This is a genomic window from Lacticaseibacillus rhamnosus, assembly GCF_900636965.1.
GTDB lineage: Bacteria > Bacillota > Bacilli > Lactobacillales > Lactobacillaceae > Lacticaseibacillus > Lacticaseibacillus rhamnosus.
The window spans coordinates 1,439,507-1,461,389 of record NZ_LR134331.1; the positions used below are offsets into that span (position 1 = coordinate 1,439,507).

Annotated in this window: 23 protein-coding genes and 1 other annotated feature (1 of these 24 only partly in view); of the genes, 5 read left to right on the plus strand and 18 right to left on the minus strand. The window is 47.6% G+C overall.

The window, feature by feature from the left end; all coding sequences use genetic code 11:
• Positions 1 to 135: 135 nt before the first annotated feature.
• The 4 genes from pflA (at position 136) to xerS (ending at position 4,979) form a co-directional block, all read left to right on the plus strand.
• Positions 136 to 987, plus strand: a complete 852-nt coding sequence (gene pflA / locus EL173_RS07405; RefSeq protein WP_005687526.1) for a pyruvate formate-lyase-activating protein — start codon at positions 136 to 138, stop codon at positions 985 to 987.
• Between the two features lie 121 nt (positions 988 to 1,108).
• Complete coding sequence (locus EL173_RS07410; RefSeq protein ID WP_005687524.1) at positions 1,109 to 2,077, plus strand: LysR family transcriptional regulator; 969 nt, start codon at positions 1,109 to 1,111, stop codon at positions 2,075 to 2,077.
• 29 nt (positions 2,078 to 2,106) lie between these two features.
• Positions 2,107 to 3,039 carry a manganese-dependent inorganic pyrophosphatase gene (locus tag EL173_RS07415; protein WP_005689334.1) on the plus strand — a complete coding sequence of 311 codons (933 nt, stop codon included), beginning with the start codon at positions 2,107 to 2,109 and terminating at the stop codon, positions 3,037 to 3,039.
• An 827-nt stretch (positions 3,040 to 3,866) separates the two neighbouring features.
• Entirely contained in the window at positions 3,867 to 4,979 is a 1,113-nt protein-coding gene (xerS, locus tag EL173_RS07420) for a tyrosine recombinase XerS (protein ID WP_014571331.1), read from the plus strand.
• Between the two features lie 175 nt (positions 4,980 to 5,154).
• Here the strand turns inward: xerS and EL173_RS07425 are convergent, their stop codons facing one another.
• The 4 genes from EL173_RS07425 to EL173_RS07440 all read right to left on the minus strand — a co-directional run bounded on the left by EL173_RS07425 (position 5,155) and on the right by EL173_RS07440 (position 9,648).
• Positions 5,155 to 7,140, minus strand: a complete 1,986-nt coding sequence (locus EL173_RS07425; protein WP_005689337.1) for an FtsX-like permease family protein — start codon at positions 7,138 to 7,140, stop codon at positions 5,155 to 5,157.
• Entirely contained in the window at positions 7,137 to 7,907 is a 771-nt protein-coding gene (locus tag EL173_RS07430; RefSeq protein WP_014571332.1) for an ABC transporter ATP-binding protein, read from the minus strand. Before EL173_RS07430 ends, EL173_RS07425 begins: the two co-directional genes overlap by 4 nt.
• Positions 7,908 to 8,000: 93 nt before the next feature.
• Positions 8,001 to 8,960, minus strand: a complete 960-nt coding sequence (locus EL173_RS07435; protein WP_005689341.1) for a sensor histidine kinase — start codon at positions 8,958 to 8,960, stop codon at positions 8,001 to 8,003.
• Positions 8,953 to 9,648: a response regulator transcription factor gene (locus EL173_RS07440; RefSeq protein WP_005689343.1), complete on the minus strand. Its 696-nt coding sequence runs from the start codon at positions 9,646 to 9,648 to the stop codon at positions 8,953 to 8,955. Before EL173_RS07440 ends, EL173_RS07435 begins: the two co-directional genes overlap by 8 nt.
• A gap of 97 nt (positions 9,649 to 9,745) precedes the next feature.
• Between EL173_RS07440 and EL173_RS07445 the strand changes: the two genes are divergently transcribed.
• The gene (locus EL173_RS07445) at positions 9,746 to 10,960 is read left to right on the plus strand and encodes an MFS transporter (RefSeq protein WP_014571333.1); all 1,215 of its coding nucleotides are present in this window, start codon (positions 9,746 to 9,748) and stop codon (positions 10,958 to 10,960) included.
• Between the two features lie 79 nt (positions 10,961 to 11,039).
• Here the strand turns inward: EL173_RS07445 and EL173_RS07450 are convergent, their stop codons facing one another.
• From EL173_RS07450 to EL173_RS07525, 14 genes are all read right to left on the minus strand, one after another.
• Positions 11,040 to 11,435, minus strand: a complete 396-nt coding sequence (locus EL173_RS07450; protein WP_005689346.1) for a GNAT family N-acetyltransferase — start codon at positions 11,433 to 11,435, stop codon at positions 11,040 to 11,042.
• 3 nt (positions 11,436 to 11,438) lie between these two features.
• Positions 11,439 to 11,837: a GNAT family N-acetyltransferase gene (locus EL173_RS07455; RefSeq protein WP_005689348.1), complete on the minus strand. Its 399-nt coding sequence runs from the start codon at positions 11,835 to 11,837 to the stop codon at positions 11,439 to 11,441.
• A gap of 140 nt (positions 11,838 to 11,977) precedes the next feature.
• Positions 11,978 to 12,613: a nitroreductase family protein gene (locus EL173_RS07460; protein ID WP_005689349.1), complete on the minus strand. Its 636-nt coding sequence runs from the start codon at positions 12,611 to 12,613 to the stop codon at positions 11,978 to 11,980.
• Positions 12,614 to 12,721: 108 nt separating this feature from the next.
• Positions 12,722 to 13,531 carry a fumarylacetoacetate hydrolase family protein gene (locus EL173_RS07465; protein WP_005689351.1) on the minus strand — a complete coding sequence of 270 codons (810 nt, stop codon included), beginning with the start codon at positions 13,529 to 13,531 and terminating at the stop codon, positions 12,722 to 12,724.
• Between the two features lie 70 nt (positions 13,532 to 13,601).
• A complete protein-coding gene (gene hisC, locus EL173_RS07470; protein ID WP_014571334.1) occupies positions 13,602 to 14,708 on the minus strand; it encodes a histidinol-phosphate transaminase in 1,107 nt (368 codons plus the stop codon).
• A gap of 72 nt (positions 14,709 to 14,780) precedes the next feature.
• The gene (gene hisE / locus EL173_RS07475) at positions 14,781 to 15,113 is read right to left on the minus strand and encodes a phosphoribosyl-ATP diphosphatase (protein WP_005687498.1); all 333 of its coding nucleotides are present in this window, start codon (positions 15,111 to 15,113) and stop codon (positions 14,781 to 14,783) included.
• Positions 15,110 to 15,442: a phosphoribosyl-AMP cyclohydrolase gene (gene hisI / locus EL173_RS07480; RefSeq protein ID WP_005689354.1), complete on the minus strand. Its 333-nt coding sequence runs from the start codon at positions 15,440 to 15,442 to the stop codon at positions 15,110 to 15,112. The genes hisE and hisI overlap by 4 nt, the downstream gene beginning before the upstream one ends.
• The gene (hisF, locus tag EL173_RS07485; protein WP_005689356.1) at positions 15,439 to 16,197 is read right to left on the minus strand and encodes an imidazole glycerol phosphate synthase subunit HisF; all 759 of its coding nucleotides are present in this window, start codon (positions 16,195 to 16,197) and stop codon (positions 15,439 to 15,441) included. Before hisF ends, hisI begins: the two co-directional genes overlap by 4 nt.
• On the minus strand, positions 16,166 to 16,915 hold the full coding sequence (locus EL173_RS07490) for a 1-(5-phosphoribosyl)-5-[(5-phosphoribosylamino)methylideneamino] imidazole-4-carboxamide isomerase (RefSeq protein WP_005689357.1): 750 nt from the start codon (positions 16,913 to 16,915) through the stop codon (positions 16,166 to 16,168). The genes hisF and EL173_RS07490 overlap by 32 nt, the downstream gene beginning before the upstream one ends.
• Positions 16,893 to 17,519, minus strand: coding sequence for an imidazole glycerol phosphate synthase subunit HisH (gene hisH / locus EL173_RS07495; protein ID WP_005689359.1), 627 nt, complete (start codon positions 17,517 to 17,519; stop codon positions 16,893 to 16,895). The genes EL173_RS07490 and hisH overlap by 23 nt, the downstream gene beginning before the upstream one ends.
• A complete protein-coding gene (gene hisB / locus EL173_RS07500; protein ID WP_014571335.1) occupies positions 17,516 to 18,103 on the minus strand; it encodes an imidazoleglycerol-phosphate dehydratase HisB in 588 nt (195 codons plus the stop codon). Before hisB ends, hisH begins: the two co-directional genes overlap by 4 nt.
• Positions 18,104 to 18,521: 418 nt before the next feature.
• Complete coding sequence (gene hisD / locus EL173_RS07515) at positions 18,522 to 19,802, minus strand: histidinol dehydrogenase (protein WP_005689362.1); 1,281 nt, start codon at positions 19,800 to 19,802, stop codon at positions 18,522 to 18,524.
• 1 nt (position 19,803) lies between these two features.
• Complete coding sequence (gene hisG / locus EL173_RS07520) at positions 19,804 to 20,433, minus strand: ATP phosphoribosyltransferase (protein ID WP_005689364.1); 630 nt, start codon at positions 20,431 to 20,433, stop codon at positions 19,804 to 19,806.
• Positions 20,430 to 21,578, minus strand: a complete 1,149-nt coding sequence (locus EL173_RS07525) for an ATP phosphoribosyltransferase regulatory subunit (RefSeq protein ID WP_005689366.1) — start codon at positions 21,576 to 21,578, stop codon at positions 20,430 to 20,432. Before EL173_RS07525 ends, hisG begins: the two co-directional genes overlap by 4 nt.
• A 119-nt stretch (positions 21,579 to 21,697) precedes the next feature.
• Positions 21,698 to 21,883: a binding site (T-box leader), on the minus strand (it continues 68 nt past the right edge of the window).

Sequence of the window (21,883 nt, forward strand, 5' to 3'; positions counted from 1 at the left end):
AAGTCAATCTATTCGCAAAACAGGAGATCATTCCTGTTTTGTCAAAAGACGGCAACGATGCTGTTGCCGTTTTTTGACAAACTGAAATGAAAATCGTTGAAAATTAGGTATTTATTTGCACTGGAGGCGGCATAGATGAAACTCATCGATCAATCACAAAGCCCGTTAAATATTTTGGAACAAGTGGGACAGGATCATGAAGGCCCAATAAAAGGATACGTTCATTCAGTCGAAAGCTTTGGTTCGGTTGATGGTCCCGGGATTCGGTTTGTCGTCTTTATGCAAGGATGCAGGATGCGGTGCCAGTACTGTCACAACCCTGACACTTGGAATATCGGTGTGGGCGAGGAAATGACCGCTGATCAGATCCTGGCAGATGCACAGCGATATAAAGCCTTCTGGGGCGAACAAGGGGGGATTACTTGTAGCGGTGGCGAAAGTCTCGTCCAAATTGATTTTATCCTGGAACTTTTTACCAAAGCTAAGGAACTGGGTATCTCAACTTGTTTGGATACTTCGGGTGGTCCATTCACCCGTGATCAGCCGTGGTTTGGTCAATTTGAGAAACTGATGGCCGTCACGGATATTTCGTTGGTTGACATCAAGCACATTGATTCCGCGGAACACAAAAAGCTAACCGGTTTCCCAAACGAAAACATTTTGGATATGGTTCAGTATATGTCGGATCATGGCGATGATATGTGGATTCGCCACGTACTTGTGCCAGAACGAACCGACTTTGATCCTTATCTCAAACGCTTGGGAGATTATATTGCCACTTTGGATAAACGCGTGGTCCAGAAAGTGGAAATTCTTCCGTACCATACGTTAGGGGTTAAGAAGTACCATGAACTAGGTATTACGTATCCGCTGGAAGGTATCGAGCCGCCTTCAGCTGATCGGGTCAAGAATGCAGAGAACTTGCTACACGTTGAGGACTATACTGGATGGCAAAGTTGGCGACCACAGCCAGCTAACAAGCAGTGATTTAGTTGAAACTTAACGTAACGATTAAAAACGCAGCAAATCCGTTGCGTTTTTTTTAAATGCCACTTATGATGATGGTTGAGTAACGTTATCAAATTATAAACGAAAGGGAAGCCGCCCTATGAAGACGAAACAAGAGCGCATTTTTTCCTCCAAAACTCTCACGTATTTTTTGCAATTAGCAGAAACCATGAACTACACCCAGTCAGCCCAGTTGTTGGGGATTACCCAGCCGGCACTGACGCAGCAAATCAAGAAATTGGAACGAACAGTGGGGGCACCATTGTTTTATTCCGTTGGTAAGAAGTTGCATTTATCCGATGCCGGTCGCACGATGTTGAAGGCGACACACGAGATTTATGAAATTTTGAACCAGACGACTGACGAGATTCAGCAAAGCACCAGTGCCACAGTCGGCAAGATTAATATTGGCTTGTTAAGTTCAATTGAAGACAGTGCGTTTAATGCTTTTATCGCGCATTATTACGACCTTAATCCTGAAGTCGAAATCACGCTACGAATGATGACACGTCATGAGATCTGGGAAGCGTTGGAGAACAATCAGATTGATTTGGCCATCATGAATCTGCCTGATGAGACGATTAAGAACTGGAAGCCGTATGCAAGCAAGAAGATTCTTGATGAACAGTTATTGTTCCTGCATCATGATAATTCCTTGGCTAATCGCAAACGCCTGCATTTTAAAGATACGCTGGCTGAGCCGTGGGTAACTTATCCAGACGACTATTTCCTGGGTCAGTTGTTGCATGAGGCGTATAAGAATCAGATGGTTGATTTTCCGCATGTTGTGGCGCATTTTACCACGCCATATCAGTTAACTCAGTTTGTCAACCATACCGGTGTTAACACCGCGTTACCAACCAGTTTTGTTGCCGCTCATGCTGATCAAATCAAGGCGCATGCCGTTGCCTTTGAACCAGCGATTCGCTTTGAGACCTCGTTTGTGTATCGCAAGGAAAAAGCCGATATTCCGCGGATTGCCAACTTCTTTAAGACGTTTGACGCACATTTATCCGAGAAAGATTATCTATCGCGGGTCAGCGAAAACAGTGGTAAAATTGAACGGTAAACTATTCAGCTGAGGAGCGATCAGATAACATGACGACTTTGATTTTTGGACATCAAAACCCTGATACAGACGCGATTACAAGCGCCATGAGTTGGGCTGAATTTCAGAAGCAAGCAGGTAATACCGATGTTGAAGCAGTAGCACTCGGTGAACCAAACGATGAAACCAAGTTTGTATTGGATCATTTTAAGGTTGCTGCGCCGCGGGTCATTAAGACAGCCGCAAATGAAACCGGGCACGTAATGTTGGTTGATCATAACGAATTCCAGCAAAGCGTTGCTGATATCGAAGACGTGCAAATCGATTCAGTGGTTGATCACCACCGCATTGCCAACTTCCATACGGCGTCACCACTATATTACCGGGCAGAACCAGTGGGCAGTACCAACACGGTGATTTTCGAGTTGTTCCAGGAACACGGCTATGAAATTTCACCAACACTGGCAGGCTTAATGGCTTCTGGCTTGATTTCGGATACCCTGCTTCTGAAGTCACCGACTGCAACCGACAAGGACAAAAAGATCTTGCCGGAAATGGCTAAAATCGCTGGCATTGACCTGCAATCATATGGCTTGGCTATGTTGAAGGCGGGCACCAATCTAGCTGCCAAGTCGGATATGGATATCATTGAAGGCGATGCGAAGAGCTTTACGATGGGCGGTAAGTCTATCCGTATTGGACAAGTGAATACAGTTGATCTTGATGATATTTATGCGCGTCAGGATGAATTGGTGGCCGCTATGACCAAAGAAGCACAGGCGAAGGGCTATGATGACTTCCTGTTAATTGCAACCGATATTCTGAACAGCAATTCAACGGGCTTTGCTGTTGGCGCAGATCGTGACAAAGTGGCCGCAGCATTCAACGAAAAGTTTGATGCAAATGACCGGTTGGCACTGCCTGGCGTGGTTTCACGTAAGAAGCAGGTCGTACCGCCAATGCAAGGTGCGTTTGAAGGTTAATTTTGAACTTAATAATTGGTTTTATAAATCGCAGCCGTTTGTGGTTGCGATTTTTTTGTGCTCAAAAACTTGGATGAACAAAAAGGATAGTTCAAATTTAAAACGAGGTGCAAAAAACGCAGCCTCATAACTACTTCGTATAATATATATTATGTAAACTAGAATGGAGATTTTGAGTCGTTGACTTTGACGTGACTTATTTGGTGTTCAAATGGCAAAACGATTGATGCAAGTCCCCTCACCTGACAGACAGCTCAAAAACTTTTGAGAGAAGCAAATCAATTGTACGGATGTGAGCGGTGCGCTTTATTTGTTTTTTCTGGTTTGAAAATGACCAGTCGTTGCTAAATATATGTAAATTCAGCATTAATCAAAGCAGATTTGTAGAAAGTATCATTTTGAGTCATAAACAGCATTCAAGTCGCAAGTGTTGCTGTCAGCTGAATTCTGGATCAAAATACGAAAATTGATTTGATTGCAGCCAATGAATCGTTGGTTAATTGGTTAAACTGTTGCTAAAGCGGCGCCGTGGAATCAGGACATCAGCACAGATGGTCCTGATCGTGCAGTAAATTCAAATTTGAAATGCAACTAAGTTTAGTGTCAAATGACAGATCAACAAATTTGGTGATTTAGCTGGCTTGATGATTAGAAGCCCATTTACCTTTGGATAATACTAAAACTTTATTCAGTTCTACACTGGTGCTTTTTTCGGCGCATATCGTTGCGAATTACCGATATTTTCGTCATTATCCCTCGCCACGCACTGGTTTTTTCGCGTATACTGAAATTATCCAAAAGAAAACATATGTTCGAGGTGACTTTATTTGTCGACACAGAACTATCCTAAATTAATACAAGCCATGCTACCTTCCCTGCCGGACTATATTCAGGATTACTATCACAGCCAAAAAGCAATTCCCATCGCGGATTCTACCCTTTACCAGTACCTGCACTTTTACCAGGAATTTCTGCATTGGCTTATCTCCAGTCGGGTCACGGACGCCATTTCGCCACAGAATGTGCCTTTGGAAACTTTAGAGCGGCTTTCCTTGCGTGATGCGCAGGCGTTTGTGGCGTATTTACTTGAGCGGCCGTCAAAAACCCATCCGAATAAACGTATGACGCGGCGCAGTGTGGCGTTACGACTGGTCGGGATCAAGGCCCTTTATCGGTTCTTAACCGAAGAAAGCGAACCAAATGCGGACGGTGAGCCTTATTTTTACCGCAATGTTTGGAATAAGGTGAAACTTAAGACCCATGCAGAGACGACGACTTACCGTAATCATAAACTGCAGGAAATGTTGTTTGTGGATGGCGAAGATGCGCGCTTTTTACAGTGGCTGGATCAGCAATATGCTCAGCAGCTGCCATCGAAACCGCGTGCTTATTTTGAGGCGACGAAGGAACGAAATTTGGCGATCATTGCGCTGCTGTTTGGCTCCGGCGTGCGGGTTAGTGAATTGGTCAATATGAATTTGGAAGATCTCAATATGGATCGTCATACTGTGCAGGTGGTGCGTAAAGGTAATTTTCAGGATCGCGTTAACTTTGCTGACTGGATTGATCCTTATTTAACGGCTTACTTGAAGTCCCGAACCGCGATGATTGGTCAGCAGAAGCCTACTTCTCCGCTATTTGTGACGCAAATCGGCCAAATGGTAAACCGCATTCGCCAAAATACGATTGAAGCATTCTTCAAACGCTATACAACCGCTTATGGCCGCCCATCAACACCCCATAAAGCACGCCATACCTTGGGAACCAATATTTATACCGTCACCAAGGATGTGCAGCAAGTTGCCGATCAACTCGGACAAACGACGACCAGCGCGACGGATCTGTACATCAATCTCAGCGATAAAAGTGGAAAAGCGGCCTTACGCGAAGTTTCGGAAACTGCCGCCAAAGCCTTGGATCAACATCCCCAGCAACCATAATGTCGGCGGTTAGTTGTCTGGTTAAGTCATGTTGCGGCGCTAATTAACGTCACAGTATTCAGTGAGATAACAGTGGCGACATTTTTTGATGCTGGTTGACATAGAAAAAAGCTGCCTGATCGCCTTTGATGGCTTGCGATCAGGCAGCTTTTTTATACTATGCGTCAGACCGCCCTCACCCACGACTGGATGGCTGACGGCGGGAAACAATTCGATAATAAACGTTGCCGGTCAAACGGTACATCAGCACGTAGATGACCGCAAAAATTGCAAGCGTGATTAACGAAACGGTTAAGAAGAATTGCCAATCCGGCAGGCCGAATAGCATCATAATACGTTGGACAAAGGGCAATGCAAAGCCCACGTGGATGGCAGCGACGATCAAAGGCAGGTAAAACAGTGTGAGTAGCTGACTATTAATGGTAGCGCGAACTTCCCGAAGGCTCAGGCCGACGCGTTGTAAGATGGTATAGCGGCGTGCATCCGCGTAGCCTTCTGCCAACTGCTTGTAGTAAAGAATCAGCAAGGTTGCCAGGATGAAGGTCACCCCAAAGACAACCCCAAGGAATAGGAAACTGCTCATCATGCTGGCAGTATCATCGTAATTAGCGGCTCGCGATTGAACCGATTCCGGTAATGCAATCCCTCTTTTGACGACTGCATGATAAAGCTTGACCTGATTGGCGTGACTGCCGCTTAATGTTACGTCTTGATTAGTGGTCACGTCGGCTTTGAGCAGTGCCATTGACCTTTTTGGATAAAGCGCGTGTAAAGCGGTTAATAGTTGGACATCAGATGGGAGCGCAACAAACAAGTTAGGAATAAACGTTTTAGGCGCATTTGGAAAACTGGTGACTTGTTTGGCGACGTGGTAAGTCTGTTTGCCAATACGCAACGTGGCGGGTTCGTAATGATTGGAGGCATAGATTAAAACTTCATGATTGTTAAGTGTCACATGCTTGCCAGTATAGCGGTTATAATTTTCGACGGTCATCAGCTGAACCGAACGGGCATTATTGAAGCTAAACGGGCCGTTAAAGTTAGCTTGAGAATCTAACTTGTTTTTTTCTAATAAAGCAAGCGTACTTGAGGGTCCGTTAAAGGTTCGCATCGAGTGGATTTTGACGTGATGTGTTTTAGCCAGTGTCCGTAGTTGGTTCGCTGCATCCGGCCGCTTGGGGTTGATTGAGTATGCTAAATCAACCGGGGTTTGCGAGTTGACAATCTCATGAATGCCAAAGAATAACGTTGCGGTGGTTGCAAGTGTAATCAGCGTCATGGTGACTAAAATAGCAATCGAAGCCAACCCTGCGCCGTTTTGCTGCATCCGGTAAAGCAGATTCGAGACGTTGATAAAATGTTTAGGCTTGTAATAGTAGTTCTTGCGGTGACGCAGCCATTTCAAGACAAATACCGAGCCGGACGTGAAGAGACCGTAAGTCCCGACAATGACAAGGACGACCGCAAAGAAAAACAAGCTCATCGCTTGAAGCGGATTCTTGACGGTGACCGCAATCGTATAACCGGCAGCCAGACTCGCAATGCTGACAATCAAAGTTAGCCACTTGGTTTTAGGTTCCCGTTCCCCAGCGTTTTGTTCGCGTACGAGTTCGATGGGATGTTTGCGCAATAGCCAGAACTCGTCAACCAACATTAAAACAATGAACAAGCCAATCGTGATCAACCCGGCAATGCTGAAGGCAGTTTGACTCAAGCCAAAATCGAGATTGTGATTGACATGCAGCATTTTGGCCAAAGTGAGATAGCTAAGGCGTGACAGCACGGTTCCCAAAATTCCGCCGCACAATAAGGTTGTCAACAATAGCAGCAGCTTTTCCGTGGCCATCATTTTGCTTAATTCACGTTTGCCAAAGCCGATGATGTTGTAGAGCCCCAACTGGCGGATACGCTGTTTACGCAAAAAGTTGTTGGCGTAGATGATTAAGATGACGGAAATGATTGCGGTCGTCATTGAGCCAAATGAAAACAGTGATTTGCCAGCTGCCTGTCCGAACTGGCGGAACAATACATCACTGCTCGTGTAGGCGTTTAGCATGATCAAATTGATGGCCATCAAAAAGCTAGTGGTGATAACAAATGGCACAAATAAACGGCGATCGGCTTTAAGGTTGGTGGCGGCTAATTTGAAATAGAATTTCATTGCGCCTCGCCTTCCTTCGTCAGCATTGCGGTCATGGTTTCGCTGATTCGGGTCAAAAATTCGGGTTGCTGTAATTCACCGCGATACAGCTGATGGAAAATCTGACCATCGCGAATAAACAAAACGCGCTGGCTATGACTGGCCGCAACCGCACTGTGCGTCACCATGAGGATTGTCTGCTTACTGTCGGCATTGACATCGGTTAGCAAGTCCAACAGCTCACTGGAAGTTCTAGAATCAAGTGCGCCGGTGGGTTCGTCTGCCAGTAGGATTTCCGGATCGGTGATCATCGCCCGGGCAGCGGCCACACGTTGCTGTTGGCCACCGGAAAGCTCATATGGGTATTTTTTCAATAAATCGGTGATACCTAGACGCGGCGCCAGTTGGGTGAGCCGATTTTTCATGATTTCAAGCGGTTTCTTGGCTAAGACTAATGGCAGGAAAATGTTGTCCTGAACGTTAAAGGTGTCAAGCAAGTCAAAATCCTGAAAAATAAACCCGAGATGTTCCCGCCGAAATTTAGCCCGTGCGCCTTCTTTGACTTTGCGCAGGTCCTGTCCGTTAAGGCTGATTTCGCCGCCGGTAGGATCATCAAGCGTGGCGATTAAGTTCAGTAAGGTACTTTTGCCTGAACCGGATTCCCCCATAATCGCGACAAATTCTCCTGATTCAACGGAAAAACTGATGTTCACGAGTGCCTGTACCGGTTGGGCACCGCGACTGGTATAAGTCTTTTCGACATTTTTTAACTTTAATAATGTTGACATAAGATCCGCCCCTTTCATTTATCAGCTTAAAAGGGAAACTGCCGAAAAACTACTTACAGTCGACGTGCGTTGCTTACAAGCTGGTAAGGTGGCTTACTCGGCCAGCCAGCGCGTTTGCGGGAAGTGAATGGCAAAGGTGCTGCCGACACCGACTTTTGATGTAACGGTCAGGGTTAACCCTAGCTTTTGGGCAATTTGCCGGCTTAAAAACAGGCCTAAGCCACTTGCCTTTTGATTGGCGCGACCGTTGTATCCAGAATAGCCTTGTTCAAAAATCCGCGGTAGATCTTCTGGCAGGATACCGATACCGGTGTCAGCCACCAGCACGGCATCGCCCTTGGCATAAATCCGGATGCTCCCATGCGGGGTATATTTGATGGCATTGGTTAGTAATTGCTCGAAAATAAATCGCAGCCACTGACTATCACTCACCACAGTGGGCAAAGTTTCTACCGTGACGGTTAAGTCTTTGGCAATAAACAGTTTCGCTAAATCCCGCACGGTTTCGTTAACAAGCGGTTTTAGTGGTAATTCGGTTAACACCAAATCCGTATTCAGTGTGGTCAGTTTGAGGTAATTCAGCATCACGGTTAGATAACGGTTGATTTTACCAACTTCAAGCCGCGCATCGCTGGCATTGACAGGTTCAACCTGTAATAAGAGATCCAGTGCAGTCAGCGGTGTTTTAATTTGATGGGTCCACAGTTGCAAGGTATCGACCGTTTCTTGTTCCTGATCACGATACGTGTCATGATTTTGACGTAAGGTCTGTTGCAGCATTTGGATTTTTTGAAAATAAACCTGCCCAAGCGGATCGGAAATTTGATCAGCCGCAAGCAGTGTAACATCGCCTTGGAGCTGCGACCATTCGCGGCGAAACCGCCAAAAATCGCAGCCGCCGATCACAAGTAACGGAATCAGTGCGAAAAACCAGCTGTTTAACGCGACTTCAAGCGAAGCGTTAATCAGCCAGTTTGCTAACAGACTGGCAACCAGTAAGATGAGCAAACTCAGCCAAACCATCCAGCGGGCGCGCAAAAAAGCTTTAATCATGGCCGCCCTCCTTGTTTGCTAAACGATAACCTTTTCCTTTGACGGTTTCGATCAGTTGGTTGAGTCCTACCGGGGCGACTTTTTTGCGTAGCCGATTCATGTTCACTGCCAAGGCGTTGCGGTCAATGAACTCATCGCCTTCCCATAACTTCTCGATCATCGCTTCTCGAGTAACCACTTCACCATCGGCACCAAATAACAGGCTTAATAACTTGGTTTCTGTCGGGGTGAGGTCGATCACTTGAGTCGGCGAGCGTAGTTGGTTGTCGGTCGGGACCAGTGTAAACTCACCGTGACTTAAATTGGTATCGGTTTGCTGGTATTGGTAGGTTCGCCGCAACATCCCCTGAATCTTCGCCAATAAAACCGGTAGCTCGATCGGCTTAGCTAAAAAGTCGTCCGCACCGAGATTCATCGCCATCACCAGATTCATATCATCCCCGGAACTGGTCAGGAAGATAACCGGGACCTTGCTATGTTTGCGCAATTCGCTCAGCCAGTGGAAGCCATTAAAATACGGTAGGCTAATATCCATAATCACCAGATCCGGTGCGGCGGCACGGATTTCTGCGTCCACCTGATCGAATTTTTGGACCAATTCAACCGTAAATGCCCACCGATTAAGGTAGTTACCAATTGTCTTTGCAATCACGTCATCGTCTTCAACAATAAAAATCTTTTGCGGCATGTTTGTTATGCTCCCCTCGTGGTGATTCGTGGGCTTTTTAAGTCAATTGCTTTAAACTAAAGTCAGCTTCTATTTTAACTGATTTCAGGTGTTAAAAGTGAGACAAGCCAAAATTGGGTGGCAGGGGCAAACTGCCGCCTTTCTCTTAAGTCAAAATTTATTTGTTTTTGGAACGTCCACCGTCTTTTTTGCGGTGCTCTGGGATATTGCGCTAAAAACCTCTTCCGGCGCGTGGATGACCTATGTTTCGTTAGCAACCGCCCTGCCAGCTATTTTAATTTCGCTTTCAGCAGGCGTCTTGGCGGATCGCTACAATCGTAAATGGCTGATTGTGATTTCTGCAGTCGGTGTGACTGTTTTGACCCTCGCAGTAGCTTATGTGTTTGCGTTTGTGACGCAAGAGCTATGGTTGTTGCTCGTCATCGCGGTGATTCGCAGTTTTGGTAATGGTCTGGAGAATCCGGCGGCTAACGCGTTATTGCCGCAGTTGGTACCGGAAAAGCAATTGACGCAGGTGAATGGGTATAATCAGATGTTGATGGCCGCTATGCTCGTGATTTCCCCGCTGCTGGCCGGGTATACTTTGAGCGATCTGGGGATTTTTTGGATCTTTGTCATCGATGCGCTCACAGCGGTACTGGCAGTGTTGTGCTTAGGGATTGTTCACGTGCCAACACCGGTCACCAATCCGGATCAAGCAACCAAGCAGAAAAATGGCATTGTTGCCGGTTTGCGCTACGTGGGCCACACGCCGGTATTGCTGGCATTTATGTTCTTCACCGGACTGGCGTTTATTTTAATTGCCCCTTCTTCCCAATTATCGACATTATATGTCAATCGTACATTCGGTTCGGAGGTCTGGCATCTGACGTTTAACGAGTGGTCATGGACAATTGGTGCCGGGTTAGGCGGTTTGTTCATTGCGCGGCACAAAAAGTTTCGGGATCAGCTTGGTTTGATTGCGCTTGGTTTTGCGGGCAGCGGAATTGCATTTGCCGAAATGGGCTTGCCGCAGCCATTTATGACTTACTTGCTATTTATGTTGGTTTCCGGGATCTTTTATCCGCTGATTCAGGCCGGGCAAACTATCTACCTGCAGGAAAATGTGCCCGCGGATAAACTTGGGCGCGTCTTTTCGCTGTGGGCGATTTTGTCGACCGGGATTTATCCGTTAGCCATGTTGGGTTACGGACCACTGGCAGATCGTGTGCCGATCGGATGGATTTTCATTGTGACCGGTTTGTTGTTAATCGTTGTCGCTTATGGGTTCTGGCGGCGGCTTAAGCATCTGAATGGGTCATCAAATAAGTAGCATCTATTATTGAAAAAAGAACGCTATCACGGTGCAGTCCACAACTACTGCCACCGTGATAGCGTTCTTTTCTGACGGATTAAAACTGCCGTTGAACTTTGAAAGCCGTCGGAACAGGTTTAAAGTCGACTTTGGGATAAAACTGCATGGCTGCTGGGGCCGATAGCAACATGATTGAAATGTTGGGTCCCTGGATGGTATGCAGTGTTTGCAATAGTGCCTTGCCCACACCTTGATGCTGGTGGCTTTTGATAACAGCTAGCTCGGAAACAAACGTGCAATAGGACTTGTCAGACACACCACGTAAAACGCCGATTAACTGGTGATCATCCCATGCGGTGAGCAACACATTTGCGTTGTTAAGCATTCGCTGCATGCGCGCACGATCTTCAGTCGGCCGGTGAATACCGGATGCATCTAAAACGGCAATAAACTGCGAGGCCGAGATCGGCTGATTATTTTCAATATGTAACAAGGCTTATCCCTCCCGACCGATACGAAACATGTTGTCAGCGTGTGGCAAATTAATGCGTTCATAGAAACCTACTGCGCTGTCAGCCGCGCGCAATGATAAAGTAACCCTTGGGCCGATGTAAGCTTGTAACGTCGCGATCAATTGCCGCCCAATTTGGTGGCCTTCATAAGCGGGCAGAATTAAAATGTCACTCAGATAGCAACAGTACTCAAAGTCGGTCAGACAGCGTGCAAAGCCAATGAGATGCTCATCGTCCCAGACACTCAAGACCAGTTGGGTTTCATCAATCATCACTTGTAGACGGGCAGCATCAGCGATGGGCTTGTCAAAATGCGTTTGCTGATAAAGATCATGAACTTGTTGAACCGTTAAGGGTGCGTTTACTTTGATGGTGTACGACACAACATCAGCTCCTTTATAAGTTTGTCAACGGTCAGGTTACCAAAAAGACCGAGCAGCACTCGGTCAAGGTTCATTATGAAAATCATATGGCAGGCACGTTTTTCAAAGTAAATAAAGTAAATAGTGATGTAATTGATGATTTATTTGAAAACAGTGACTTTGCTTGCCGGAATGCGATAAAGCGAGTCCGGTGCATTCTTGGGTTTGCCAATCGCAATCAGCAAGGTTGGCATGAAGTGGGCCGGATCCAAGTCAAGTGCCGGCAGAATCTTTTCGTGATCAAATCCTGTCATCGGGCCGGTTTCATAGCCATAAGCGCGGGCGGCCAACATCAGCGACATCGCTGCCAGACTACTATTTTGAATGATAAATTCCCGCAGTGCTTGCTTGTCCTGTTTGAAATCAGCCAGCAAGTGATCAATCATCGGCTTTTGGTGTTCCACTGCCCGGTCCGTTAACAAGCCGGCCGTTGCCGCGCGTTTGAACAAATCGTCTTCAAATGGTCCAAGGTCTAATTCGCCGCCGACAAGCACGACCGCCGAAGCAGATAAGATTTCCGGAGCATTGGTACCGGCGACACTGGCAATTTTCTCTTTGGCGGCATTATTTTGGGCGACTACGAACCGGGTTGGCTGCATATTCAAGGCACTCGGCGCTTTGGTTGCGTAAGTAATAATTTGCAGCAGTTCCCCTTTACTGATTGTGATTTCAGGATCAAATTCACGGGCAGTATGACGCTTCATGACAACTTCATCAAAGTTATTGTTTTCCAACATCAAATTCACCTCTTAGATTTTTTAGACATCTTCAGGATACGCTATATGGTGGCGTTTTCCTAGTTATTTTTAAAATGGTATAGGTTTTGATGGTTGGAATCGGCTGTCTTAGTTTTGCGTTGTTGCCATTGTCAGGTTCAATGCCCCTAACTGTGAAATGGCAGCCGTCACGTGATCACCCGGTTGCAAAAAGATTTGCGGGTCACGGCCCACGCCTGTTCCACTCGGTGTACCGGTAAAGATAAGATCTCCGGGTTGTAGCGCCACAATCCCGGCGAGATAGTGAATTAAAGCAGGCACTTTAAAAATCAATTGATCAAGTTTGGCTTGTTGCATGATATGTCCATTTACGGTGGTCGTGATTTGTAATTGGTCGAGGTTTGTGATGGCATCTGTTGACGTCACCCAGGGACCAATGGGTGAATAGTTTTGGAAAGACTTGGCTAGCGAAAATTGCGGTTCGGCATTGGCAAATTGTACGGCACGATCGCTGAAGTCTTCGCCAACCAAAAATCCGGCGACATGTTTAAGTGCATCAGCCTCGGTAATATTGCGGCCACCCTTCCCGATTAACACAACTAATTCGGTTTCCCAATCGGTTTTGGGTCCACGGATAGGTATCGTACTTGTCGGACCGGCCAGTGAGCTACTGAATTTAGTGAAGACGCTCGGAACTTCTGGCAACTTAATGTGAATCTCTTGCGAATGATCAAGAAAATTCATTCCGATAGCAAAAATCTGGGAACTAGCAGCTACCGGCGCCTCTAATTGTTCCGGCTTAAAGTTGATTTCAGAACCGAATGTTAAAGTGTCGCGGTGGGTTAAAGCTGTCAAAACATCGGCAGCATTGGTAATGGGTTGCGCCGTTGATGCAGACGTTATCAGATAGGGATGGTTGTTTAATTTGGCAATTTTCAAAATAAATGCTTCCTTTCAGATGAGCCATTAGCCACACCATTATTTTACGCCTGCATGGTGGCGGTTCCAATCACTTCAGCGCATTTGGCCCAGTGAGTTCTGCCTGAAAAGTTTCAATGATGCGCTGTACCGCCGTGTTTTGTGCCTCAGTGCCAAACGTGACGCGCAGCCAGCCGGGTTTTAAGCCATCACGAACAAGAAAACCTTGTTGTAGCAGGCGCTTTTTTAAAGCCGATGCCTGCATTTTGGGGGCCTGAAAGAATTGAAAGTTGGTTTGGCTGCGGGTGTGTGGCAGTCCGGTTTGGGTTAAAAAGCGTTCCCAACTATCGCGCGCTTGCTGCACCCGCTTGCGTGTCATCGTGACAAAATCCTGATCAGCTAAGGCCGCCTGTGCGCTAACTTGGGCAATGCTGCTTAAATTGTAAGGCAGGCGAACGGTTTGCAAGTAGTTAACAAGTTGTTTAGGGAAAACACCGAAGCCGACCCGGAAATTCGCCAGTCCATAGATTTTTGAAAATGTTCGCAGCACGACTAGGTTTGGAAACTTTGATAATAAGCTGATAGCGCTCGTGGCTGGATAGTCATCAGTGAACTCAATATAAGCCTCATCCATTAAAACCAGCACGTCTTTTGGTATTTGTCGCAGCCATTCGGTCAGTGTCGCAATTGACAGCAGCGTGCCCGTGGGATTATTGGGGTTGCACACCCAAATCAGTTTCGTTTTCGCGGTTAACGCCTGCGCCATTGCAGGTAAATCAAAATTGCCAGCTTCACTGACGGGGACATCAATCACGGTGGCCCCTTCAATTTGGGCATGCAAGCGGTACTCGGAAAATGTTGGCCATGGTTCAATGACTTCATCCCCCGGGCTCAAAAAAGTGCGGGCAATTAAGGCAATGACTTCATCCAGACCATTGCCAAAAACCAACTGCTCTGCGGCAACGTCTAAATGTTTTGCCACCGCGGTGCGTAGTTGACTGGCATAGCCATCGGGGTAATCACGACTTTGCGTAAAATTCCAGTTGGTCACGGCCTGCTGAACTTTGACGCTGGTACCGAATGGATTTTCGTTTGCTGACAGCCGCACCAGCTGTGGCAAGCCAAGTTCTTCTTTTAATACGGCAAGAGGCTTTTCTGGCGTATAGGGATGAAGTTGATGAATGGTAGGTTTAAACATAAACAACGCCTCCTTGTGATCTTGTTTGGTTTGGATGAGTTTCAAACGTGAGCGCTGGCTGGCAAGCGGTTGTCAATATTTGTTGATTTTATCGCGCTCTTTTAAGCGACTCATTTTTCCTTCACGGCTCGCCAGTTCAGTCGCAATCTGATCAAGGGAGATGCCGCGTTCGACCATGAGTACCAGCACATGATAAGTCAGATCGGCGACTTCGAGTATAAAAGCCGCATCGTCGGGATTTTTGGCTGCAACAATGACCTCGGTGCTTTCCTCCCCGACTTTTTTTAAAATCTTGTCCAATCCTTTGGTGAAAAGATAATCGGTGTATGAGCCTGAAACTGGCTGGCTTTTCCGTGACTGGATGAGATCATATAATTCGGTAATGCTTTGTTTGGCAGCTGTCATTGGGTGCCCTTCCTTTCTGTATACTGACGATAAAAACAACTGGTGTGGCCAGTGTGGCAAGCGGGACCAGCGGGATTGACGGTGATGAGTAAGGTATCCGCATCACAGTCAACGGCGATAGCTTGAACCGTTTGGGTGTTGCCGCTGGTTTCGCCTTTATGCCATAGCATGTTCCGACTGCGCGACCAAAACCAGGTTTCACCGGTGGTCATCGTTTTTTCAAGGCTTTCGGCATTCATATAGGCAACCATTAATACTTGCTTGGTCGTTGCGTCTTGAACGACGGTTGTGATTAAACCGGACGCCTTTTTAAAATCGAGTGGTATCATCGAATCGCCACCTTTGCTTGTTTTAGCACTGTCTTGACTTGCGGTATCGTTAATTCGCCGAAGTGGAAGATTGAAGCAGCGAGTCCCGCAGAAACATTCGTATCACGGAATAAGGTAACAAAGTCATTTGCGGATCCGGCACCGCCGCTTGCAACGACAGGCACCGAAACAATGGAGCTAAGTTGCTGGTAAAGTCGCAGGTCAAATCCCTGCTTGGTCCCATCGGCATCCATTGAGGTGATCAATAGTTCACCAGCCCCAGCCGCAACTGCTTGCTGAGCCCACGTGAGCACTCCTAGATCAACTGGGGTACGCCCGCCGTTAATCATCACCTGATAACGATTCCGACTAGGTTGCCAACGCGCATCAATCGCGACAACAATTGCTTGACGGCCAAACTTTTCGGCCCCGGCGGTAATTAAATCAGGGTGTTTGACCGCCGCGGAATTTAAGGCAATTTTGTCAGCTCCGGCACGCAATAACTGATGCATGTCGGTCACTGAACGGATCCCGCCGCCGACCGTTAGCGGCATGAAAACCTGTGTGGCTACCGCAGCGACTGTTTGCGTCATGGTTTGCCGCGCATCGGTGGTGGCGGTGATGTCAAGAAAGACCAATTCATCTGCTCCTTGCGCCTCGTAAGCTTTGGCAATTGCTACCGGGTCGCCGACATCCTTAAGCTGGATAAAATGAACCCCTTTTTTAACGCGTCCTTGGTCAACATCAAGGCATGGAATAATGCGTTTTGTCAGCATCGTTGTCCTCCAATTCTTTAAGTTTGTTCAAGGGAAAACTGCCGGTCTGCCAAGCTTTACCGATAACAGCCGCCTGGATCCCGGCTGTTTGCAAGGCTGTCAGATCAGCCAAAGTGTGCACGCCGCCACTGGCCACAATATTGACGTTAGGTACGGTTTGATGAAGCATTGCGAGCAATGCCACGTTAGGACCTTTCATCATCCCGTCGCGGCCGATATCGGTTACGATAAAGGTAGTGACGCCGCGCCTGACCATTGCCTGTATTAAATGCGTTGGCGATTGGGTGCTTGTGGTCAGCCAACCATCAGTTGCAACCTTCCCGGCGCGGGCGTCAATACCAACAGCAATTTTATCGGCGCCAAATTTCTGAACAGCCTGCGTTACCAGTTCGGGGGTGGTGACAGCTACTGATCCAAGAATCAAGCGATCAATTCCGGCATTTAGATAGTGATCCATGATAGTTAAGGTACGAATACCGCCACCTAGCTCGATAAAAGCTGGTGTGTGTTGCCGAATTGTGCTAATGACGGCTTGATTGACTGGCTGTTGGGATCGGGCACCGTCGAGATCCACTAAATGCAAGTGTTTAAGACCAGCGGCGGTTAAATTTTTCACCTGAATCAGCGGGTCGGCAGTCAGACTGACTTGCCGGTAGTCGCCTTGAGTGAGTCTGACACTTTGGCCGGCTAATAAATCAATTGCTGGATAGAGTTGCATCAGTCGTCATCTCCTTAAAACGCTGTAATCCGGCAAGCCCTACTGCACCGCTTTTTTCCGGATGAAATTGCGTTCCCAGAATATTCTGGCGCCGGACGATGCTCGTTAGCGGTTGACCGTAGTCGGTGATAGCCAGCGTGTAAGTGGGTTGGGTCTGGACGTAATACGAGTGGACAAAATAAGTCGCTTGGTTGGCAAATCCGGCTGCAAAAGGATCGGGTTGAGTGATCGTATTGGTGTTCCACCCCATGTGCGGTGTCGGGAATCCCGCTCGTGGTGGAATTGCGACAACCGTGCCAGGGATGAGGCCCAGTCCCGCTGTTTCCCCGAATTCAAAGCTGCGATCGAATAACAATTGCATTCCCAGGCAAATGCCGAGTAAAGGTTTGCCGGTAGCCGCAAATTGACGGATAACCGGAACCAGATCGCGTTGGGTCAACGCAGACATGGCGGTTTTAAAAGCCCCCACTCCTGGCAGGATTAAACCGGCCGCAGCCAGAATGACGGCAGGATCAGCTGAAAGTTGGTTGTCAATAGCCAGATAATCAAGCGCTTTTTTGACATTCAACGTGTTGCCCGTATCGTAGTCAACGATCACAATCATGAAATCACTCCTTTGGTTGAGGGAATCCCCTTCACTGCCGGATTCAGCGCCACCGCCGCCTGCATACTACGGCCCAATGCTTTAAACAACGCTTCAATTTTATGATGCGTATTACGTCCGTATAAAACAGCGGCATGGAGATTGAATTCACCTGCAAAGGCCATAGCCTGGAAAAAATCTTCCGTCACTTCCGTATCAAATCCTCCGAGTCGTTGATTGGTTAATTCAGCATCAAACACAAGATAAGCGCGGCCGGAAAGATCCACCACCACGCGGGCGAGGCTTTCATCCATCGGCACAAATGCGTTGCCAAAGCGTTCGATGCCAGCTTTGTCACCCAGCGCTTGTTTAAAGCAACTTCCCAAGACGATGCCTGTATCTTCAATCGTATGATGCGGATCCACGTCTAAATCGCCTTGGGCTTTAACGATTAAACCCAAGCGTCCATGTTTAGCAAAAGCATCAAGCATATGATCGAAGAACCCAATGCCGGTATCAATATCAATACCGCTTTGCTGGTCAAGGTTCAAACTAATCGTTATCGCGGTTTCCTTAGTTGTCCGAGTGATCGTTGCTGTACGCATGATAAACCTCCTAGAAAAGTGAGCGCGAGCCAGCGCGGTTAGAAGTCGGAGTGTAAGTGGCCTTAAGCGTGATGGCCCGGTTTTGGCCATTGCGCTTAAGGTCCTTACACGCAGACTTCTGCGCTGGGGAGCGCGTTATGGTGAGAGCGCGAGCCGGCGCGGTTAGGGATCGGAGTATAAGTGGCCTTGGGCGTGATGGCCGGGCTTTGACCATTGCGCCCAAGGTCCTTATACGCAGATCCCTGCGCCGGGGAGCGCGTTATGGTGAGAGCGCGAGCCAGCGCGGTTAAAAGTCGGAGTGTAAGTGGCCTTAAGCATGATGGCCCGGTTTTGGCCATTGCGCTTAAGGTCCTTACACGCAGACTTCTGCGCCGGGGAGCACGTCCTAAAACATCATTTCAACTCATAAAAACATGCTCTAACGCTTAATCCGTTTCAAAATCGCTTCCGCATGCCCATCCAGTCCTTCAGTTTGTGCCAGCGTCACAATTGCATCTGCTTGAGTTGCCAATGCCGCGGCACTATATTGAATGAATTGAGTGCGCTTCACGAAGTCATAAACGCCCAGTGGTGAGAAAAATCGTGCCGATCCGGCTGTTGGCAAAACATGATTTGGCCCGGCAACATAATCGCCAACTGGTTCGGCGGCATTTTCACCTAAGAAAACGGAACCGGCATTGTGAATTTCATTGAGATAAGTGATTGGATTAGGTAATTGAATTTCCAAATGTTCCGGGGCGATGGTATTCATTAAGCAAAATGCAGAAGCTACGTCAGGGACAATCGCGATAAAACCTTGGTTGGTGATCGCTGCTTGTGCAATCGCCTTACGCGGCAAACTTAGTAGTTGTGAGTCAACCGCCTTACTGACGGCATCTGCCAGCGCTGGACTGGTCGTCACCAACATTGCGCGCGCGTTTGGATCGTGCTCTGCTTGTGACAAAAGGTCAGCTGCCACCCGTACCGGATCTGCTGAATCATCAGCAATAATGCCGATTTCGGATGGGCCAGCGATCATATCAATCGCAACATCGCCAAAAACCTGTTTTTTAGCTTCAGCAACGTAGCGATTTCCGGGGCCTAAAATTTTATCGACTTTGGGAATACTTTCAGTGCCATAAGTCAATGCGCCAATCGCTTGTGCACCGCCAATCTGATAAATTTCGTCCACCCCTGCCAGTTTTGCGGCCGCCAATACAGCTGGATTTAAACCTTTTGCTTGTGGCGGCGTTACCATGACGATTTTCTTGACCCCTGCGAGTTTAGCCGGAATTGCGGTCATTAGAATCGTGGAAGGATAAGCCGCGGTGCCGCCTGGGACATACAAACCTACCGCGGCTAGTGGGGTTAGTTTTTGACCACGGATAACACCGGGATATGGGCTATCAATAAAGCCTTGGCTCATTTCTAGCTGGTGAAAACTGGTGATGTTTTTTTGGGCAAGGGTTAATGCTGCCAGTAATTTTGGCGAGAGATCAGCCATTGCGGCATCGATTTGTGCTTGTGGTACGCGGAGGTCGGAGATAGTGACATGATCAAAATTGGCACTGTAGGCAAGTAAAGCCTTATCCCCATTTAGTTTGACGTCTGCCAGAATTTTTTGAACGGTGGTTTGCACTGCCGGATTCTGGGCAACGGTTTGCTGGCGGGTGGTCACTTGTTGTTGAAGCTCGGTTAAGGTACCGGTAAGAATTTTCATGTTAAGCCTCCTGAGGGCGAACTTGTTGTAGCGACTGAATAAGCTGGTAAATGGCCGGCTTTTTTTGTTTTAACGCTAATCGATTAACCACCAGATGCGTTGAAACGGGCGTTAAAGTAGCAAAAATCTTGAGGTTGTTTTCGCGTAAGGTGGTGCCGGTTTCGGTGATATCGACAATGGCATCTGCCATCCCCGTGAGCGGCGCCAATTCTACCGATCCTTCAATCTTGATAATCTCAACATCTTCACCTTGGCTTTGAAAATAGCGCTGAGCAAGATGGGGGTATTTGGTGGCAATCAATTTGCGTTTGGTTTTTTGCGGATCAAAGTCGGGTGTTGAAGCTAGGATGAATCGGCACCGGCCGGTTTTAAGATCAAGCATGTCAAACTGCTGATGGCCTTGTTCTTCAAGGACATCTGAACCCACAATCCCGATATCAACGGTTCCGCGATTCAAATAAGTGAGAACGTCCGCGGCTTTGACAAGAATAAAGTGGTAGTCAGGGTTTTCGGTAAAAATCAAACGGCGGCTTTTATTCGAAAGTGCCTGGCAGTCAATGCCTGCTGCAGTGAGTAATGGCAAAACCTGAGTGGTCGTGCGCCCTTTTGCCAAGGCGATTGTGAGGGTCATTGCATTGCCTCCTTTGGGGATAAATCGATTAATTTGGCGTGATACTTTTGCGCCATCGTCTTGGCTTCAGCAAGCGAATCGACTAGGCAAAGTTGTGCGTGCGGGGTTGTCGCAACGACTGCCGCGGCCTCTTGCCATTGAGACGGACGGCCATAAACCAGTGTGAGGGCCGGTTTGGGATCATCCGGCAAAATATCGGTTAAGGCGTCCACATCAAAGGCCAAGCCGACAGCTGGCAGCAGGTCTTGCTGAAAGCTGGCCAACAGTTGATCATAGCGTCCGCCACTAAACAGATATTGACGACTATCACTGGCGTAGGCGTGGAAAAATAGCCCAGTGTAGTAAGATTGTGGCGGTTGGCTGGTTAAATCAACGGTTATCGTGACTTGGGGAAATTGATGTTGAAGAAAAGCAACAGTTTGTTGTAATGGCTTTAGGCGACTGTGCAGTAACGTTGGCGGCAACAGTTGGGCAAGCTGAGTGAAAATCGTGGCAGCCTCACCGAACAACCATGGCCATTGCTGCAAGAATGGGTATAACGGTTCCGCACGTAATGGCGCAATGAGTTGTTGATAGGTACTGAGATTCTTTTTGAAAAATGCTGCTTGCAATGCGGATGCTGTCGCTGGATCAAGTGGTAATGCCTGCATGACTTGCGATACGAACTGGGCATCAGACAATTCCAAGGTTAGGTCCGTTAATCCCAAGTCTTCACAGATCCGGGTTGCTTCGCTCAAGCAGGCCCATTCGGCTTTTATCGAGGCGTATCCGATTAATTCGATACCGGCTTGTGTCATTTGGTTATAGGTACCACTTAAGCTTTTTCGGACTCGAAAAACGTCTCCCACATACCACCATTGAACAGGAGGCTGAATGCTGGTGGTACTCAGTAAACGCGCTAACGGTAATGTGAGGTCAGGACGCATCACAACCGCCTCTCCGGCATCATCTAACATTTGGTAAGGTTGTTCACCGCGAACCGTCAATGGCTGGAAAACATCACGGTATTCCAATAATGGCGTTTTAACGCGCTCATACCCTGAAGCAATGAATCGGTGGCTCATCATTTGAATGAGATTTTCTTTACGAATCGCCCGGGGACCGAATTCATCGCGGGTGCCGACTGGTAAGTGTCGATTTGACATAGGGTTGCTCCTTCCGTTTGCACGAAGCAGTGGTCATTAAGTGATCGCGTGTACGTTTTGTTGGGAAAAATCGAAACGAATTCAACAAAAAAACGCCCTCGAAAACGGTTTTTAACGTTTTCGAGGGCGAATCAACTTCGCGGTACCACCTCAATTTGTCTGGACCTTACGACCCAAACCTCATCTACCAATCCCATGTCGGCTTGCGCGAACTGTTATTGGCAGCGGTGATAACGCAACGGGTGCGTGATAGCTTACTCGGTTCGGCTATCAAGTTCTTAGATGTGTGTTCAGTCGGTCAATCA

Coding starts and splice junctions, on each gene's coding strand:
- pflA (WP_005687526.1), top strand. CDS start 136: ATGAAACTCATCGATCAATCACAAAGCCCGTTAAATATTTTGGAACAA.
- hisH (WP_005689359.1), bottom strand. CDS start 17,519: ATGATTGTGATCGTTGACTACGATACGGGCAACACGTTGAATGTCAAA.
- hisC (WP_014571334.1), bottom strand. CDS start 14,708: ATGTTTAAACCTACCATTCATCAACTTCATCCCTATACGCCAGAAAAG.
- EL173_RS07525 (WP_005689366.1), bottom strand. CDS start 21,578: ATGTCAAATCGACACTTACCAGTCGGCACCCGCGATGAATTCGGTCCC.
- hisF (WP_005689356.1), bottom strand. CDS start 16,197: ATGCTGACAAAACGCATTATTCCATGCCTTGATGTTGACCAAGGACGC.
- hisI (WP_005689354.1), bottom strand. CDS start 15,442: ATGATACCACTCGATTTTAAAAAGGCGTCCGGTTTAATCACAACCGTC.
- EL173_RS07440 (WP_005689343.1), bottom strand. CDS start 9,648: ATGCCGCAAAAGATTTTTATTGTTGAAGACGATGACGTGATTGCAAAG.
- EL173_RS07490 (WP_005689357.1), bottom strand. CDS start 16,915: ATGCAACTCTATCCAGCAATTGATTTATTAGCCGGCCAAAGTGTCAGA.
- EL173_RS07430 (WP_014571332.1), bottom strand. CDS start 7,907: ATGTCAACATTATTAAAGTTAAAAAATGTCGAAAAGACTTATACCAGT.
- EL173_RS07460 (WP_005689349.1), bottom strand. CDS start 12,613: ATGTTGGAAAACAATAACTTTGATGAAGTTGTCATGAAGCGTCATACT.
- hisG (WP_005689364.1), bottom strand. CDS start 20,433: ATGACCCTCACAATCGCCTTGGCAAAAGGGCGCACGACCACTCAGGTT.
- EL173_RS07415 (WP_005689334.1), top strand. CDS start 2,107: ATGACGACTTTGATTTTTGGACATCAAAACCCTGATACAGACGCGATT.
- EL173_RS07410 (WP_005687524.1), top strand. CDS start 1,109: ATGAAGACGAAACAAGAGCGCATTTTTTCCTCCAAAACTCTCACGTAT.
- EL173_RS07435 (WP_005689341.1), bottom strand. CDS start 8,960: ATGATTAAAGCTTTTTTGCGCGCCCGCTGGATGGTTTGGCTGAGTTTG.
- hisB (WP_014571335.1), bottom strand. CDS start 18,103: ATGCGTACAGCAACGATCACTCGGACAACTAAGGAAACCGCGATAACG.
- hisE (WP_005687498.1), bottom strand. CDS start 15,113: ATGACAGCTGCCAAACAAAGCATTACCGAATTATATGATCTCATCCAG.
- EL173_RS07425 (WP_005689337.1), bottom strand. CDS start 7,140: ATGAAATTCTATTTCAAATTAGCCGCCACCAACCTTAAAGCCGATCGC.
- hisD (WP_005689362.1), bottom strand. CDS start 19,802: ATGAAAATTCTTACCGGTACCTTAACCGAGCTTCAACAACAAGTGACC.